The organism is Enterobacter sp., from assembly GCF_977039595.1.
Genome location: NZ_CDRQYH010000002.1, coordinates 24,449 through 39,205 on the forward strand (window position 1 = coordinate 24,449; position 14,757 = coordinate 39,205).

The following is a 14,757-nucleotide window of genomic DNA, read 5'->3' on the forward strand; positions in this document are numbered from 1 at the left end:
TACAAGTGTACGCTATTGTGCGACTCGAAACTTACTATAGTGCGACTTACAGAGGTATTGAATGAAACGTGCAGTGATTACTGGCCTGGGCATTGTTTCCAGCATCGGTAATAACCAGCAGGAAGTCCTGGCATCTCTGCGTGAAGGACGCTCCGGGATCACTTTCTCTGAAGAGTTTAAAGATTCAGGTATGCGTAGCCACGTATGGGGTAACGTCAAACTGGACACCACCGGTTTGATCGACCGCAAAGTGGTTCGTTTCATGAACGATGCCTCTATTTACGCTTATCTCTCCATGCAGGAAGCGATCAAAGATTCCGGCCTGAGCGAAGAGGTTTATCAGAACAACCCGCGCGTGGGTCTGATTGCCGGTTCCGGCGGCTCATCTAAAGCGCAGGTATTCGGTGCTGACGCAATGCGTAGCCCGCGTGGTCTGAAAGCGGTAGGTCCGTACGTGGTTACTAAAGCCATGGGTTCTGCGGTTTCCGCGTGCCTGGCGACCCCGTTCAAAATCCACGGTGTGAACTACTCCATCAGCTCCGCGTGTGCGACTTCCGCACACTGTATCGGTAACGCTGTTGAGCAGATCCAGCTGGGTAAACAGGACATCGTATTTGCTGGCGGCGGCGAAGAGCTGGGCTGGGAAATGGCCTGTGAATTCGACGCGATGGGCGCATTGTCCACCAAGTACAATGAAACCCCGGACAAAGCCTCTCGTACCTACGATGCGCACCGTGACGGTTTCGTTATCGCGGGCGGCGGCGGTATGGTTGTGGTTGAAGAACTGGAGCACGCCCTGGCACGTGGCGCGCACATCTACGCTGAAATCGTTGGCTACGGTGCGACGTCTGACGGTGCCGACATGGTTGCGCCATCCGGCGAAGGCGCGGTGCGCTGCATGAAGATGGCGATGCACGGCGTTGACACCCCAATCGACTACCTGAACTCCCACGGTACCTCTACTCCTGTAGGCGACGTGAAAGAGCTGGGTGCGATCCGTGAAGTCTTCGGCGACAACAGCCCGGCGATCTCCGCGACTAAAGCCATGACCGGTCACTCTCTGGGTGCGGCTGGCGTGCAGGAAGCGATCTACTCTCTGCTGATGCTGGAAAACGGCTTTATCGCGCCAAGCATCAACATTGAAGAGATGGACGAGCAGGCTGCCGGCCTGAACATCGTGACCAAACCAACGGAAGCGGCGCTGACTACCGTAATGTCAAACAGCTTCGGCTTCGGTGGTACCAACGCCACGCTGGTTATGCGTAAGCTGAAAGCATAAGCTTTAAGTTTGATTCTGAAAGGGAGCCATAAGGCTCCCTTTTTTATGCATTGACAAGCGGCTGATCTCACAGGCAAACTTCACCCCTCAACATTATCCTCACGATAATGCGTAAGCGTTTAACGTCAACCAACGCACCTTAATCCTGATAATCAGGTAGAGGGGGCGTGGCATTTTCCCGCCTTACTCTTCATTTCGGAGTAAAGCATGACTGCAGTAACTCAAACAGAAACAACCCCTTCAGCGAACGTCTCGCTGTTCCGTATCGCCTTTGCGGTATTCCTGACCTATATGACCGTTGGCCTGCCGCTGCCGGTGATCCCGCTTTTCGTTCATCAGGAACTGGGCTATGGCAACACCATGGTCGGCATTGCCGTGGGCATTCAGTTTTTAGCCACGGTATTAACCCGCGGTTACGCCGGACGTCTGGCGGATCAGCACGGTGCCAAGCGCTCGGCGCTGCAGGGCATGTTTGCCTGCGGGCTGGCGGGCGGCGCCTGGCTGCTGGCGGCTCTACTGCCGGTCGATGCCGCGTATAAATTTGCGCTGCTTGTACTGGGCCGTTTAATTCTTGGCTTCGGTGAAAGCCAGCTGCTGACCGGCACCCTGACGTGGGGAATGGGGCTGGTGGGGCCTGCTCGTTCCGGTAAGGTGATGTCCTGGAACGGTATGGCTATCTATGGCGCGCTGGCTGCTGGTGCGCCGCTTGGGCTGCTTATCAATAGCCAGTTTGGATTTGCGGCATTGGCCGCAACCGCCATGGTTTTACCTCTGCTGGCGTGGGCGTTTAACGGCTCGGTGCGTAAGGTGCCCGCGCACAAAGGCGAGCGACCTTCCCTGTGGAGCGTGGTAGGCCAAATCTGGCAGCCGGGTCTTGGCCTGGCGCTGCAGGGCGTGGGTTTTGCGGTGATTGGGACGTTCGTTTCGCTCTATTTTATGAGCCGTGGCTGGGCGATGGCCGGTTTTACGCTCACCGCTTTTGGCGGCGCGTTTGTACTAATGCGCGTCTTCTTCGGCTGGATGCCGGATCGCTTTGGCGGCGTGAAGGTGGCGGTGGCGTCGCTGGTGATTGAGACCATCGGTCTGCTGCTGCTGTAGAATGCTCCCGTGGCTTCCGTTGCGCTGCTTGGTGCGGCGCTGACCGGCTGCGGCTGTTCACTGATCTTCCCGGCGCTGGGTGTTGAAGTGGTGAAGCGCGTGGCCCCGCAGGTGCGCGGTACGGCGCTGGGCGGCTATGCGGCGTTTCAGGATATCTCATACGGGGTAACCGGACCGCTGGCAGGGGTGTTAGCCACCTCGTTTGGCTATCCGTCCGTCTTCCTGGCAGGTGCGGTTTCCGCGGTGGTTGGGATCGTGGTGACGCTGGTGGCGTTTCGCAGGACTTGAGCCGTTGTAGGCCCGGTAAGCGCAGCGCCACCGGGCCAAACCTCAGACAACCAGCCAGAAAATCGCCAGTGCAATCAGTAGCGCAATAAACATCAATCCCGGACGCGCGGAGAGCGTTCTGAAGGTTTCCACGACCGGCGCAAACAGCGGGCTGTAGATCGGCTGAATGTTTCTTACCTCGGGCACGCCGCCTTCACGCTCTGCGCGGCGAACGAAGATCTGGTTGAGCAGATCCTGCACCTGCGCGGTGGTCAGTACCGTTTGCGGCGTGGCCTGCCAGTTTTGCTGGGCGTAATCCCGAATCACCTCGAACTCGTGCGGCTCAAGCGGCTGTTTCAGCGCGGCCTGGACGGTATGCAGGGTAGGGGCGCTCTGGGTGCTGAGCGTCTGGCGCGCCTGAAGCCAGGTCACCAGATGAGTAAACTGTTTGGCCGGGATCAACTCACCCGCCTTCACGCCGGACAGCTCCAGCATGGATTGCCAGATAAGCTTCGTTGGTTCACCGGTGGCCGCTGCCAGCTTCGTCACCATCTGCTTGAGCGTATTGTGCTCGGCGGGCAGCAGAGGACGCTCGGTCGCCGGGCGCACCTGTGGCTGCGGAATAGACAGCTCGTTATTCTGCAGCAGGGTCAGCACGGTTTTGAGCTGGTCGGGCGTCAGCTGGCCCAGCGCGGTCTGACCATACTGCTGGCGAATAAAATCACTCACCGCCTGGCGGTTATTTCCCTGGCCCAGCAGCTCCGTCAGCTGAGAAACAATCTGGCGCGTGGTGTGGTTCTGCTGCGCGGTCGTAATACGCTGGTTCAGATTTTGTTCGGCCGCCGGGAAATGGCGCGACTGCAGCGGTGCGTCGTTCCTCACGCCTAAATCATGCTTCACCCCGGCCCAGACTTCCGCGTTTTGCTGCGAAGTCAGCGCAATCAGGCGCGTGATCAGTCGCTCCAGCACGGTGCGCTGTTGCGTGGATAGCGGTTGTTCACCGGCAACGTTTGGCGTGACCGGGCCTTCACCCGGAGGGCGTGGCGGCGTACCTGAAATGGGCTGCATCGTCAAAAATCCTTAAAGTCAAAACTCAGCGTAAACCTGGCAGACGTATATGCCTGGCGGCCAGATTATGGCACACTTGGCAGGTTTTCTTCCTCTCAAACAGGTACTCAGACGTGAAAATCCTCGTTGATGAAAATATGCCTTACGCCCGTGAGCTATTTAGCCGCTTGGGTAACGTTAAGGCTGTTCCTGGTCGCCCGATCCCGGTCAACGAACTGGACGATGCCGACGCCCTGATGGTGCGCTCGGTGACCAAGGTAAATGAGGCGTTGCTCGCCGGTAAGGCGATTAAGTTCGTTGGGACCGCAACGGCAGGGACCGATCATGTGGATGATAAATGGCTGAAGCAGGCCGGAATCGGTTTTTCCGCCGCACCGGGCTGCAACGCCATTGCCGTCTTGGAATACGTTTTCTCCTCGCTGCTGATGCTGGCCGAGCGCGACGGTTTTGCGCTGAAAGACCGCACCGTGGGGATTGTCGGCGTGGGTAACGTCGGCGGGCGCCTGCAAAAGCGCCTGGAAGCGTTAGGGATCCGCACGCTGCTGTGCGATCCGCCGCGCAAAGACAACGGCGAGGACGGGGATTTCCGCTCGCTGGACGAGCTGGTTGAACAGTGTGACGTGCTGACATTCCACACGCCGCTGTTTAAAGAGGGTCCGTATAAGTCGCTGCATCTTGCCGATGAGGCGCTCATTCGCCGTCTGAAGGCTGGCACTATTCTGATAAATGCCTGTCGTGGTCCTGTGGTAGACAACGCCGCGCTGCTGACGTGTCTGAACGAAGGACAAGACCTCAGCGTGGTGCTGGACGTCTGGGAGCCGGAGCCGGACCTCAACGTTGAGCTGCTTAACAAGGTGGACGTGGGCACCGCGCATATCGCCGGTTATACCCTCGAAGGGAAAGCCCGCGGCACGACGCAGGTCTTCGAGGCCTATAGCGCCTTTATCGGTCATCCGCAGCAGGTGGCGCTGGATACCTTACTCCCCGCGCCTGAATTTGGCCGCATTACTCTCCACGGCCCGCTCGATCAGGCAACGCTGAAAAGGCTGGTGCATTTGGTGTATGATGTGCGCCGCGATGATGCGCTGCTGCGTAAAGTGGCGGGGATCCCGGGCGAGTTTGATAAGCTGCGCAAGAACTACGTTGAGCGCCGCGAGTGGTCTTCCCTGTATGTGATGTGCGACGACGCCCCGGCGGCGACGCTGCTGCACAAGCTGGGGTTTAACGCCGTTCATCACCCGGCGCATTAATGTCTTCTTAATGCTCCCTGTCGGATACTCCGACAGGGACGCTTTTTTATTTCTGGAGTAAACCACCATGTCTGAAGGCTGGAACATTGCCATTTTAGGTGCCACGGGTGCCGTGGGCGAAGCCCTGCTCGAAACGCTTGCTGAGCGTCAGTTCCCGGTGGGCGATATCTATGCGCTGGCACGTACCGATAGCGCGGGTGAGCATCTGCGTTTTAACAGTAAATCCGTCATGGTTCAGGATGCGGCGGCGTTCGACTGGACGCAGGCGCAGCTGGCGTTTTTCGCTGCAGGTGCTGAAGCCACTGCGGCGTACGTTGAAGAGGCGACCAACGCAGGCTGCCTGGTGATTGACCTGAGCGGCCTGTTCTCCATGGAGCCGGATGTGCCGCTGGTGGTGCCGGACGTGAACCCGTTTGTGCTGGCTGACTACCGCAACCGTAACGTCATTGCGGTGCCGAACAGCCTGACCAGCCAGCTGCTGACTGCACTGAAACCGCTGATCGACGACGGCGGCCTGTCGCGCATTACCGTCACCAGCCTGCTGTCGGCGTCCGCAAACGGCAAAAAGGCCGTTGACGCGCTGGCCGGGCAGAGCGCGAAGCTGCTGAACGGCATTCCGATTGATGAAGATGATTTCTTTGGCCGCCAGCTGGCGTTCAACATGCTGCCGCTATTGCCGGATCGCGAGGGCTCCGTGCGCGAAGAGCGCCGTATCGTCGATGAGGTGCGTAAAATTCTGCAGGACGATGGCCTGATGATCTCCGCAAACGTCGTACAGTCCCCGGTCTTCTACGGTCATGCGCAGATGGTCGGCTTTGAAGCGCTGCGTCCGCTGGCGGCAGAAGAGGCGCGCGATGCGTTTGGCCGCGGGGAAGACATCGTCCTCTCCGAAGAGAGCGAGTTCCCGACCCAGGTGGGCGATGCCACCGGCAGCGCGCATCTTTCCGTTGGCTGCGTGCGTAACGACTACGGTATGCCGGAGCAGGTCCAGTTCTGGTCCGTTGCCGACAACGTTCGTTTCGGCGGCGCGCTGATGGCGGTCAAGATCGCTGAAAAACTGGTGCAGGAGTACCTGTACTGATGTCAGACGTGGAACAAACGCCGGTTCATAAAATTGCCCTCGGTATTGAATACGACGGCAGTAAATATTATGGCTGGCAGCGTCAGAATGAGGTTCGCAGCGTTCAGGAGAAGCTGGAGAAAGCGCTCTCTCAGGTGGCAAACGAGCCGATTAACGTCCTGTGCGCAGGCCGTACGGATGCCGGCGTTCACGGCACGGGGCAGGTGGTTCACTTTGAAACCACCGCCGTGCGTAAGGATGCCGCCTGGACGCTGGGCGTAAATGCGAATTTACCTGGTGACATTGCGGTGCGCTGGGTGAAAGCTGTGCCGGATGATTTTCACGCGCGCTTCAGCGCCACGGCGCGCCGTTACCGCTACGTCATCTACAATCAGCGCCTGCGTCCGGCTGTGTTAAGCCAGGGCGTGACGCATTTTTATGAACCGCTCGACGCAGAACGTATGCATCGCGCGGCGCAGTGTCTGATTGGTGAAAATGACTTTACGTCGTTTCGTGCGGTGCAGTGTCAATCCCGTACGCCGTGGCGCAACGTCATGCACATCAACGTCAGCCGTTTTGGCGCGTATGTGGTGGTGGATATCAAAGCCAATGCCTTTGTACATCATATGGTTCGGAATATTGTGGGCAGCCTGATGGAAGTAGGTGCCGGACACCAGCCGGAGAGCTGGATTGCAGACCTGCTGGCAGCGAAGGACAGAACGCTTGCGGCAGCCACGGCGAAAGCGGAAGGATTGTATCTGGTCTCAGTAGACTATCCGGAACGATTTGACCTGCCGAAACCGCCAATGGGCCCGCTGTTTTTAGCGGACTAAACAAAGGTGCAATAAGGGCTTAGACAATATGGACGTAATACGTTTTCTGATTGATTTCATTTTGCATATTGATGTTCACCTGGCGGAGCTGGTCGCGCAGTACGGCGTCTGGGTTTACGCCATTCTGTTCCTCATTCTGTTTTGTGAAACCGGTCTGGTCGTTACCCCATTCCTGCCAGGGGATTCACTGCTGTTCGTTGCCGGGGCGTTATCGGCGTTACCCACCAATGACCTGAACGTGCATCTTATGGTTGTGCTGATGGTAATTGCCGCCATTGTCGGTGATGCGGTCAACTATACGATTGGTCGCGTATTCGGTGAGCGGCTTTTCAGCAATCCGGATTCGAAAATTTTCCGTCGCAGTTATTTAGATAAAACCCATGCGTTTTATGAACGCCATGGCGGTAAAACCATTATCCTTGCGCGTTTTGTGCCTATTGTGCGCACATTTGCACCGTTTGTGGCGGGAATGGGACATATGTCCTATCGTCATTTTGCCATGTATAACGTCGTGGGGGCGCTGCTGTGGGTACTGCTGTTTACCTATGCGGGTTACCTGTTTGGCGATCTTCCGGTTGTTCAGGAAAACCTTAAGTTACTGATTGTAGCGATTATTGTGCTTTCCGTACTGCCTGGCGTTATCGAAATTATTCGTCACAAACGTGCGGCGGCAAAACAAGCGAAGTAAATGCACGCTGGCGGTTCGACCACTTTTTTATCCAAAGTTTCGGGCTGTTATGTTTTAATGTGCAACATTCATGGTCTGTTGGAGGCAAAAATGGCATTATTCGCCTCTTATAGCAAAACTGGCATACGACCAGGTTCAGGCAGAAAGGTTATCAATGAGCTGGATTGAACGAATTAAAAGCAACATTACCCCAACGCGCAAAGCGAGCATTCCTGAAGGGGTATGGACGAAGTGTGATAGCTGCGGTCAGGTTCTGTATCGCGCAGAGCTGGAACGCAACCTTGAGGTGTGTCCGAAGTGTGACCACCATATGCGTATGTCGGCGCGCAACCGCCTGCATAGCCTGCTGGACGAAGGTTCTCTGGTAGAACTGGGCAGCGAGCTTGAGCCAAAAGACGTGCTGAAGTTCCGCGATTCCAAGAAATATAAAGATCGTCTGGCCTCCGCACAGAAAGAGACCGGCGAGAAAGACGCGCTGGTCGTCATGAAAGGCACCCTGCATGGGATGCCGGTTGTTGCCGCTGCGTTTGAGTTCTCCTTTATGGGCGGCTCAATGGGCTCGGTGGTCGGTGCGCGCTTTGTGCGTGCCGTTGAGCAGGCGCTGGAAGATAACTGTCCGCTGATCTGCTTCTCTGCCTCCGGCGGTGCACGTATGCAGGAAGCGCTGATGTCTCTGATGCAGATGGCTAAAACCTCAGCAGCGCTGGCGAAGATGCAGGAACGCGGTCTGCCGTACATCTCCGTGCTGACCGACCCAACCATGGGCGGCGTCTCCGCGAGCTTCGCGATGCTGGGCGACCTGAACGTCGCTGAGCCAAAAGCGCTGATCGGCTTTGCGGGTCCTCGCGTTATCGAGCAGACCGTTCGTGAAAAACTGCCGCCGGGCTTCCAGCGAAGTGAGTTCCTCATCGAGAAAGGCGCCATCGACATGATCGTCCGCCGTCCGGAAATGCGCCTGAAGCTGGCGAGCATCCTGGCGAAGCTGATGAATCTGCCAGCGCCAAACCCGGATGAGCCGCGCGAAGGCGTGGTGGTACCGGATCAGGAACCCGAGGCCTGATAACTGAAAAGGGCAGGGCCGGTTGGCGCTGCCCTTTTGCTTTCTAATCTGTTAATGACAACCGGGCATTATGGAAAATAAAAGCATTCCCCAAGCCACGTCGCCCCTGGCCGCGTGGCTTTCTTATCTGGAAAACCTGCACAGTAAAACCATCGATATGGGGCTTGAACGGGTGAGCCAGGTTGCCGCGCGTCTTGATGTGCTCAAACCGGCACCTTTCGTGTTCACCGTCGCAGGGACCAACGGTAAAGGCACGACCTGCCGCACGCTGGAGTCCGTCCTGATGGCGGCCGGTTACAGGGTAGGCGTTTACAGCTCTCCACACCTGGTCCGCTACACCGAGCGGGTTCGCGTGCAAAATCGCGAACTGCCGGAATCCGCGCATACGGCGTCGTTCGCGGAAATTGAAGCCGCGCGCGGTGAGATCTCATTAACCTATTTTGAATACGGCACCCTGTCGGCCCTGTGGCTGTTTAAACAGGCGCAGCTGGATGTGGTGATCCTTGAGGTTGGCCTCGGCGGACGTCTTGATGCAACCAATATCGTGGATGCAGATGTGGCGGTGGTCACCAGCATCGCGCTGGATCATATCGACTGGCTGGGTCCGGATCGTGAAAGCATTGGCCGCGAGAAGGCCGGTATTTTCCGCGCAAATAAGCCCGCCGTGGTCGGCGAGCCGGATATGCCGCACACTATTGCTGACGTAGCAAGCGAGAAGGGCGCGCGTCTGCTGCGCCGCGGCGTTGACTGGCAGTATGAAGTGTGTGACAACGCCTGGTGCTTTAGCGATGCACAGGGCGCGCTGGACAACCTGCCGCTGCCGCAGGTACCACAGCCTAACGCGGCGACGGCCCTGGCGGCACTTCGTGCGAGCGGCCTCGTGGTCAGCGAGCAGGCGATCCGCGACGGCATACAGAACGCGATTCTGCCCGGGCGTTTCCAGATTGTCAGCGAGTCACCGCGCCTGATTCTGGACGTGGCGCATAACCCGCATGCGGCGGCGTATCTCGCGGGACGTCTCAAATCGTTACCAAAAACCGGGCGCGTGCTGGCGGTTATCGGTATGCTTCATGATAAAGATATCGGCGGGACGTTGGCCTGCATGGAGAGTGTGGTCGATAGCTGGTATTGTGCTCCTCTGGAGGGGCCGCGCGGCGCGACGGCTGAGCAGCTGATGGAACATCTCGGCAAAGGCGCAATCTACAGTAGCGTGGCTCAGGCCTGGCATGCCGCGATGGCGGATGCTAAACCAGAAGATACCGTGCTGGTGTGTGGTTCATTCCACACGGTGGCACATGTCATGGAAGTGATGGACGCGGGGAGAACCGGTGGCGAGTAAGTTTCAGAACCGTTTAACAGGAACCATTGTGCTGGTCGCGCTCGGGGTGATTATTCTTCCCGGGCTGCTCGACGGGCAGAAAAAGCATTATCAGGATGAGTTTGCCGCTATTCCGCTGGTGCCTAAACCGGGTGACCGCGATGAGCCGGATATGCTGCCAGCGGCGACGCAGGCGCTGCCTGCTCAGCCACCGGAAGGGGCGGCGGAAGAGGTGCGCGCGGGCGATGCCGCAGCACCGTCGCTCGATCCGTCTCGCCTGGCGGCAGCGAGCAGCAGCGATATCGATCCGGTGCCGGTAGAGCAGCCTAAACCGGTTGAAAAACCGAAGCCGGTTGAGAAGCCGCAGCCGAAACCGCAGCGGGATAAAACGGCAGAACAGCTCGCCGCGGCGTCAGAAACCCCACCGCCAGCAAAACCGGCGCAGCAGGACGCTGCTGCCCCAACGGGTAAAGCCTACGTGGTGCAGCTCGGTGCGCTGAAAAATGCCGATAAAGTCAACGAGGTCGTAAGCAAACTGCGCAGTGCGGGATATCGTGTTTACACTTCACCTTCCACGCCGGTGCAGGGTAAAATTACCCGTATCCTCGTGGGGCCAGAAGCGTCTAAAGACAAACTGAAAGGGTCGCTGGGTGAGCTGAAGCAGATCTCCGGCCTGAGCGGTGTGGTGATGGGCTACAGCGCAAACTAAGTACGACCTGCTCCTTTAAGAGAGAGGCGATAGGCCACGGCGTTGAACATTTTTTCAGCGCCTTTTTTATTTACGCGCGGGAAGGAAATCCCTACGCAAACGTTTTCTTTTTCTGTTAGAATTCGCCCCGAACTGGATGACAGGGCGTTTAATCGTGGGACACATATGGTCTGGATTGATTACGCCATCATAGCGGTGATTGGTTTTTCCTGTCTGGTTAGCCTGATCCGTGGCTTTGTTCGTGAAGCGTTATCGCTGGTGACTTGGGGTTGTGCTTTCTTTGTCGCCAGTCATTACTACACTTACCTGTCTGTCTGGTTCACGGGCTTTGAAGATGAACTGGTCCGAAACGGAATTGCCATCGCGGTGCTGTTTATCGCAACGCTGATTGTCGGCGCTATCGTGAATTACGTGATAGGTCAGCTGGTCGAGAAAACCGGTCTGTCAGGAACGGACAGGGTGCTCGGGATCTGTTTCGGGGCGTTACGAGGCGTGCTGATTGTGGCCGCGATCCTGTTCTTCCTGGATACCTTCACCGGGTTCTCCAAAAGCGAAGACTGGCAGAAATCGCAGCTCATTCCAGAGTTCAGCTTCATCATCAGATGGTTCTTTGACTATCTGCAAAGCTCGTCGAGTTTTTTGCCCAGGGCATAAACCCTGAGATGTGGCTTAACGAGGAAAAGACGAATGTGCGGTATTGTCGGTATCGCCGGTTTCATGCCGGTAAACCAGTCGATTTATGACGCGTTAACGGTGCTTCAGCACCGTGGGCAGGATGCTGCGGGTATCATCACCATTGATGCAAACAACTGCTTCCGTTTACGCAAGGCGAATGGCCTGGTAAACGATGTGTTTGAAGCCCGCCATATGCAGCGTCTGCAAGGTAATATGGGGATCGGTCACGTTCGTTATCCTACTGCTGGCAGTTCCAGCGCCTCTGAGGCACAGCCTTTTTACGTCAACTCACCGTACGGCATCACCCTTGCCCATAACGGCAACCTGACGAACGCACATGAGCTGCGTAAAAAGCTGTTCGAAGAGAAACGTCGCCACATTAACACCACCTCTGATTCTGAAATCCTGCTCAACGTGTTCGCCAGCGAGCTGGATAACTTCCGTCACTATCCGCTGGAAGCAGACAACATCTTTGCCGCGATTGCTGCGACAAACCGTCAGATCCGCGGCGGGTACGCCTGCGTTGCGATGATCATCGGTCACGGTATGGTCGCCTTCCGCGATCCAAACGGCATTCGTCCGCTGGTGCTCGGTAAGCGCGACCTTGGCGATGGCCGTACTGAATATATGGTTGCCTCTGAAAGCGTGGCGCTGGATACCCTGGGCTTCGAATTCCTGCGCGACGTTGCGCCGGGCGAAGCGGTCTACATCACCGAGAAGGGGCAGCTGTTTACCCGCCAGTGTGCCGATAACCCGGTCAGTAACCCGTGCCTGTTTGAATACGTTTACTTTGCCCGTCCGGATTCCTTCATCGACAAGATTTCCGTCTACAGCGCGCGCGTCAACATGGGCACCAAGCTGGGCGAGAAGATTGCCCGCGAGTGGGACGATCTCGACATCGACGTGGTTATTCCTATCCCGGAAACCTCCTGCGATATCGCGCTGGAGATCGCCCGCATTCTGGATAAGCCATACCGTCAGGGCTTCGTGAAGAACCGCTACGTTGGCCGCACGTTTATCATGCCGGGGCAGCATCTGCGCCGTAAGTCCGTGCGCCGCAAGCTGAACGCCAACCGCGCGGAGTTCCGCGACAAGAACGTTCTGCTGGTGGATGACTCCATCGTTCGCGGCACCACCTCTGAGCAGATTATCGAGATGGCGCGCGAAGCGGGTGCGAAGAAAGTCTACCTGGCCTCTGCTGCGCCGGAGATTCGCTTCCCGAACGTGTACGGTATTGATATGCCAACCGCCAACGAGCTGATCGCTCACGGTCGTGAAGTGGATGAAATTCGTCAGATCATCGGTGCCGACGGCCTGATTTTCCAGGATCTGAACGATCTTATCGACGCGGTGCGTGCCGAGAATCCGGAAATTCAGCAGTTTGAATGCTCCGTGTTTAACGGTATTTACGTGACCAAAGACGTTGACCAGCAGTACCTCGACTATCTTGATTCACTGCGCAACGACGACGCCAAAGCCGTCCAGCTGCAGAACGATCTCGAAAGCTTAGAGATGCACAACGAAGGTTGATGCTCCGGCAGGTGAGGGCGAATGCCCTCACTTGCAACTCCCCGCAAAATCCTGCACAGTCTGCCCTGAAATCAGTAAGGGCGAAAATCATGAAACGACTCATTGTTGGGCTCAGCGGCGCCAGCGGCGCGATTTACGGCGTACGTTTGTTACAGGTTCTGCGTAGCGTGGCGGACGTCGAAACCCATCTGGTGATGAGCCAGGCGGCGCGGCAGACCCTCTCTCTGGAAACCGATCTCTCCCTGCGCGATGTTCAGGCACTGGCGGACGTGGTTCACGATGCTCGTGATATCGCCGCCAGCATCTCCTCAGGCTCGTTTAAAACGGCCGGCATGGTTATCCTGCCCTGTTCAATTAAAACGCTCTCCGGCATTGTGAATAGCTATACGGACACCCTGGTGACGCGCGCGGCGGATGTGGTGCTGAAGGAGCGTCGCCCTCTTGTGCTCTGCGTGCGGGAAACGCCGCTGCACCTGGGCCATCTGCGCTTAATGACGCAGGCTGCGGAGCTGGGCGCTGTCATCATGCCGCCAGTACCCGCGTTCTATCATCGCCCGACCTCGCTGGATGACGTGATTAATCAGACCGTTAACCGCGTGCTGGATCAGTTTGACATCGACCTGCCCGAAGATCTCTTCAGCCGCTGGCAGGGTGCCTGAATCTGTGCACAAACCAGGTGCATGAAAAGACAAGTTGCCCTGTTTCAGGGCAATTATGCAACGGCGATCATATCCTCGACATTTAATTCGTTTTTTCCCTTTTTCTCTTTCCGGTTCGTTCGGCAGACCTGCTATCTTTCACCATTAAGGCAATATCGCAACGTTTTATTAACATATTTAACGTCGAAGTTTTGACCAGACGGCAATGTGGCATAAGACCTGCAAGATGAAGCCTGCAACACAACACAATACATAATAAAATCACGGTACTTGAGGGTAAATGTATGAAGAAGACGGTTCTGGCTCTGTCTTTGCTCGTGGGGTTAAGTGCGGCAGCAGGTAGCTACGCAGCGCTTCCACAGACGGTTCGTATCGGTACAGACGCAACCTACGCGCCATTCTCTTCCAAGGATGCGAAAGGCGATTTCGTGGGGTTTGATATCGATCTGGGTAATGAAATGTGCAAGCGCATTGCGGTGAAATGCACATGGGTGGGCAGCGACTTCGACGCGTTAATCCCGTCGCTGAAAGCCAAGAAAATTGACGCCATTATCTCTTCTCTCTCCATCACCGAAAAACGTCAGCAGGAGATTGCCTTCTCTGACAAGCTCTACGCCGCGGATTCTCGCCTGATTGCGCCGAAAGGCTCCCCGATTAAGCCCACCATAGACTCTCTGAAGGGCAAACACGTCGGCGTGCTTCAGGGCTCGACGCAGGAAGGTTATGCCAATGCTAACTGGCGTGAGAAGGGCGTAGACGTGGTGGCTTACCAGAACCAGGATCTGATTTACTCTGACCTGGCGGCAGGCCGTCTGGATGCTGCATTCCAGGATGAAGTCGCCGCGAGCGAAGGCTTCCTGAAGCAGCCTGCGGGCAAAGAATTCGCGTTTGCTGGCCCGTCTGTAAAAGACAAAAAGTACTTTGGTGACGGCACCGGTATTGGCCTGCGTAAGGATGATACCGAGCTGAAAGCCGCCTTCGACAAAGCCTTTGCAGAGCTGCGTAAAGACGGTACTTACGACAAACTGGCGAAGAAATACTTCGACTTCAACGTATACGGTGAATAATACCTGGCGCTAACGCACCGAAAAAGTGCGTTGCGGGAGAGGTTGACCCAATGCGGTGCATTTGCTGCACCGTATTGGATCGCTTTGTGCATACTTACGCATTTATAATGCAAAAATTCCCGCCTGAAGGGCATTAGTCTTTGCCTGGCAGAGGGGATTAATGGCACATTAGCACCACCCCGTCGTCGTAAAAATC

The 14,757-nt window shown here is 56.7% G+C and carries 13 protein-coding genes and 1 pseudogene; 13 read left to right on the forward strand and 1 reads right to left on the reverse strand.

Annotation, left to right across the window (positions count from 1 at the left end; all coding sequences use genetic code 11):
* Positions 1-61 precede the first annotated feature (61 nt).
* Positions 62-1,279, forward strand: a complete 1,218-nt coding sequence (fabB, locus tag ACWYRJ_RS00910) for a beta-ketoacyl-ACP synthase I (RefSeq protein WP_455507260.1) — start codon at positions 62-64, stop codon at positions 1,277-1,279.
* 207 nt (positions 1,280-1,486) lie between these two features.
* Positions 1,487-2,665 (forward strand): annotated as a pseudogene (locus ACWYRJ_RS00915) (arabinose transporter).
* A gap of 42 nt (positions 2,666-2,707) precedes the next feature.
* Here ACWYRJ_RS00915 and flk read toward each other — a convergent pair.
* Positions 2,708-3,712: a flagella biosynthesis regulator Flk gene (flk, locus tag ACWYRJ_RS00920; RefSeq protein ID WP_045402671.1), complete on the reverse strand. Its 1,005-nt coding sequence runs from the start codon at positions 3,710-3,712 to the stop codon at positions 2,708-2,710.
* Between the two features lie 113 nt (positions 3,713-3,825).
* Here flk and pdxB point away from each other — a divergent pair, with 113 nt between their 5' ends.
* From pdxB to argT, 11 genes are all read left to right on the forward strand, one after another.
* A complete protein-coding gene (pdxB, locus tag ACWYRJ_RS00925; protein ID WP_455507261.1) occupies positions 3,826-4,962 on the forward strand; it encodes a 4-phosphoerythronate dehydrogenase PdxB in 1,137 nt (378 codons plus the stop codon).
* Between the two features lie 67 nt (positions 4,963-5,029).
* Positions 5,030-6,043, forward strand: a complete 1,014-nt coding sequence (locus ACWYRJ_RS00930) for an aspartate-semialdehyde dehydrogenase (RefSeq protein ID WP_024908943.1) — start codon at positions 5,030-5,032, stop codon at positions 6,041-6,043.
* The gene (truA, locus tag ACWYRJ_RS00935) at positions 6,043-6,855 is read left to right on the forward strand and encodes a tRNA pseudouridine(38-40) synthase TruA (protein ID WP_111965254.1); all 813 of its coding nucleotides are present in this window, start codon (positions 6,043-6,045) and stop codon (positions 6,853-6,855) included. Before ACWYRJ_RS00930 ends, truA begins: the two co-directional genes overlap by 1 nt.
* Positions 6,856-6,883: 28 nt before the next feature.
* The gene (locus ACWYRJ_RS00940; protein ID WP_008502599.1) at positions 6,884-7,543 is read left to right on the forward strand and encodes a DedA family protein; all 660 of its coding nucleotides are present in this window, start codon (positions 6,884-6,886) and stop codon (positions 7,541-7,543) included.
* Between the two features lie 154 nt (positions 7,544-7,697).
* The gene (gene accD, locus ACWYRJ_RS00945; protein ID WP_111965256.1) at positions 7,698-8,603 is read left to right on the forward strand and encodes an acetyl-CoA carboxylase, carboxyltransferase subunit beta; all 906 of its coding nucleotides are present in this window, start codon (positions 7,698-7,700) and stop codon (positions 8,601-8,603) included.
* A 70-nt stretch (positions 8,604-8,673) separates the two neighbouring features.
* On the forward strand, positions 8,674-9,942 hold the full coding sequence (gene folC / locus ACWYRJ_RS00950) for a bifunctional tetrahydrofolate synthase/dihydrofolate synthase (RefSeq protein ID WP_455507262.1): 1,269 nt from the start codon (positions 8,674-8,676) through the stop codon (positions 9,940-9,942).
* Positions 9,932-10,630 (forward strand): cell division protein DedD, encoded by a 699-nt coding sequence (gene dedD / locus ACWYRJ_RS00955; RefSeq protein WP_111965258.1) that lies wholly within the window; start codon positions 9,932-9,934, stop codon positions 10,628-10,630. The genes folC and dedD overlap by 11 nt, the downstream gene beginning before the upstream one ends.
* Positions 10,631-10,795: 165 nt before the next feature.
* Positions 10,796-11,284: a colicin V production protein gene (gene cvpA / locus ACWYRJ_RS00960; protein ID WP_000262116.1), complete on the forward strand. Its 489-nt coding sequence runs from the start codon at positions 10,796-10,798 to the stop codon at positions 11,282-11,284.
* 33 nt (positions 11,285-11,317) lie between these two features.
* A complete protein-coding gene (gene purF / locus ACWYRJ_RS00965; protein ID WP_455507263.1) occupies positions 11,318-12,835 on the forward strand; it encodes an amidophosphoribosyltransferase in 1,518 nt (505 codons plus the stop codon).
* Positions 12,836-12,924: 89 nt separating this feature from the next.
* The gene (locus ACWYRJ_RS00970) at positions 12,925-13,494 is read left to right on the forward strand and encodes a UbiX family flavin prenyltransferase (protein WP_149366434.1); all 570 of its coding nucleotides are present in this window, start codon (positions 12,925-12,927) and stop codon (positions 13,492-13,494) included.
* A 284-nt stretch (positions 13,495-13,778) separates the two neighbouring features.
* Complete coding sequence (argT, locus tag ACWYRJ_RS00975) at positions 13,779-14,561, forward strand: lysine/arginine/ornithine ABC transporter substrate-binding protein ArgT (protein WP_023616063.1); 783 nt, start codon at positions 13,779-13,781, stop codon at positions 14,559-14,561.
* Positions 14,562-14,757 lie beyond the last annotated feature (196 nt).

Coding starts and splice junctions, on each gene's coding strand:
- fabB (WP_455507260.1), top strand. CDS start 62: ATGAAACGTGCAGTGATTACTGGCCTGGGCATTGTTTCCAGCATCGGT.
- flk (WP_045402671.1), bottom strand. CDS start 3,712: ATGCAGCCCATTTCAGGTACGCCGCCACGCCCTCCGGGTGAAGGCCCG.
- ACWYRJ_RS00930 (WP_024908943.1), top strand. CDS start 5,030: ATGTCTGAAGGCTGGAACATTGCCATTTTAGGTGCCACGGGTGCCGTG.
- truA (WP_111965254.1), top strand. CDS start 6,043: ATGTCAGACGTGGAACAAACGCCGGTTCATAAAATTGCCCTCGGTATT.
- ACWYRJ_RS00940 (WP_008502599.1), top strand. CDS start 6,884: ATGGACGTAATACGTTTTCTGATTGATTTCATTTTGCATATTGATGTT.
- accD (WP_111965256.1), top strand. CDS start 7,698: ATGAGCTGGATTGAACGAATTAAAAGCAACATTACCCCAACGCGCAAA.
- folC (WP_455507262.1), top strand. CDS start 8,674: ATGGAAAATAAAAGCATTCCCCAAGCCACGTCGCCCCTGGCCGCGTGG.
- cvpA (WP_000262116.1), top strand. CDS start 10,796: ATGGTCTGGATTGATTACGCCATCATAGCGGTGATTGGTTTTTCCTGT.
- purF (WP_455507263.1), top strand. CDS start 11,318: ATGTGCGGTATTGTCGGTATCGCCGGTTTCATGCCGGTAAACCAGTCG.
- ACWYRJ_RS00970 (WP_149366434.1), top strand. CDS start 12,925: ATGAAACGACTCATTGTTGGGCTCAGCGGCGCCAGCGGCGCGATTTAC.
- argT (WP_023616063.1), top strand. CDS start 13,779: ATGAAGAAGACGGTTCTGGCTCTGTCTTTGCTCGTGGGGTTAAGTGCG.